Genomic DNA, 1,726 nt, shown 5'->3' on the forward strand with positions numbered 1-1,726 from the left:
AGAGAAAGAAAAAGATGAGTAGAAGAAGAATGAGAAAAAGAAGAAGAAAGAGAAATGGTAAGAGAAGAACAGCAACAACAACACCAACATTAACAATAACAATAACAATAACAATAACAATAACAATAACAATAACAATAACAATAACGATAACGATAACAATAACAACAACAATAACAACAACAATAACAACAACAATAACAATAACAATAACAATAACAATAACGATAACTATAACAATAACAACAACAATAACAACAACAATAACAACAACAATAACAACAACAATAACAATAACAATAACAATAACAACAACAATAACAACAACAATAACAACAACAATAACAACAACAATAACAACAACAATAACAATACAATAACAATAACAATAACGATAACAATAACAATAACAATAACAATAACAATAACAATAACAATAACAACAACAATAACAATAACAATAACAATAACAATAACAACAACAATAATAATAACAATAACCAATAATAAGGATTCGGCATCGAGTTAAATGGATCAAGCTGCGCCATTCTCATGAAATAATCAAGCTCTGAACATTAGAAATAACAACAACAATAATAATAATAATAATAATAATAATGATAATTAATGGTAATAATAATATTAACAACAACACTACAACAATCATAACAACAACACCAATAACAATAATAATAATAACAACAACAACAATAATAACAACAACAATAATGACAATAATAATAATGATGATTACTAACAGCAGCAACGACCACAATAATAACAACAATAATAACAACAATAATAACAATAAAGCTCTGAACATTAGAAATAACAATAATAATAATAATAATAACAATAATAATGATAACTAATAGTAATAATAATATTAACAACACTGTAACAATCATAACAACAACATTGGTAACAATAATAATAGTAATAATAATAAAACATGATGAAGTTGATAATAATAGTAGTAACAAATAATGATAATAGTAATACTAATAAATAATAACAATAATAATAATAATAATAAGAATAGTAATGATAATAATGGTAATAATCGTAATGACAATAATAATAATAATAGTATATCGAACAATAATGAAACAAAGAAGAAGAAGAAGAAGAAGAGAAAAAGAGAGAGCACTCTCTCTAAAGAACAATATTAAAAATAATAATAATAATAACACAAAAAAAAACATGGAAAGAGGTGGGAAAAGCAAGAAGAAAGACTGTCAGAGAGAGCGAGAGAGAAGAAGAGCAACAAGAAGAAGAACAATAAAAAAGAATATGCAAAAATACAATAATAATAATAATAAGAAAAAACAATAATGAACAATAATACAAGAAAACAACAACAACAAATATATATATATAATAATAACAACAACAAGAAGAAAACAACAACAACAAGAAGAAAACAACAACAACAATATATATATATATAATAACAACAACAACAAATATATATATATAATAACAACAACAACAAGAAGAAAACAACAACAACAAATATATATATGTAATAATAACAACAACAAGAAGAAACAACAACAACAAGAAGAAAACAACAACAACAAATATATATATATAATAACAACAACAACAAGAAGAAAACAACAACAACAATATATATATATATAATAACAACAACAACAAGAAGAAAACAACAACAACAAATATATATATATAATAACAACAACAACAAGAAGAAAACAACAAC

At 22.4% G+C, this 1,726-nt stretch carries 3 protein-coding genes; 2 read left to right on the forward strand and 1 reads right to left on the reverse strand.

From position 1 onward, the window contains the following. Positions 1-29 precede the first annotated feature (29 nt). A complete protein-coding gene (locus tag FG385_RS34190) occupies positions 30-380 on the forward strand; it encodes a hypothetical protein (protein WP_160148962.1) in 351 nt (116 codons plus the stop codon). A gap of 170 nt (positions 381-550) precedes the next feature. Here the strand turns inward: FG385_RS34190 and FG385_RS34575 are convergent, their stop codons facing one another. Further along, entirely contained in the window at positions 551-766 is a 216-nt protein-coding gene (locus FG385_RS34575; RefSeq protein ID WP_200834780.1) for a hypothetical protein, read from the reverse strand. A 338-nt stretch (positions 767-1,104) separates the two neighbouring features. On the opposite strand from FG385_RS34575, the gene FG385_RS34195 reads away from it, so the two are divergent. Beyond that, positions 1,105-1,335 (forward strand): hypothetical protein, encoded by a 231-nt coding sequence (locus FG385_RS34195; protein ID WP_160148963.1) that lies wholly within the window; start codon positions 1,105-1,107, stop codon positions 1,333-1,335. Positions 1,336-1,726 lie beyond the last annotated feature (391 nt).

Origin of the sequence: Amycolatopsis alkalitolerans (assembly GCF_006152065.1) — a bacterium.
Classification (GTDB): Bacteria; Actinomycetota; Actinomycetes; order Mycobacteriales; family Pseudonocardiaceae; genus Amycolatopsis_E; species Amycolatopsis_E alkalitolerans.

Coding starts and splice junctions, on each gene's coding strand:
- FG385_RS34195 (WP_160148963.1), top strand. CDS start 1,105: ATGAAACAAAGAAGAAGAAGAAGAAGAAGAGAAAAAGAGAGAGCACTC.
- FG385_RS34190 (WP_160148962.1), top strand. CDS start 30: ATGAGAAAAAGAAGAAGAAAGAGAAATGGTAAGAGAAGAACAGCAACA.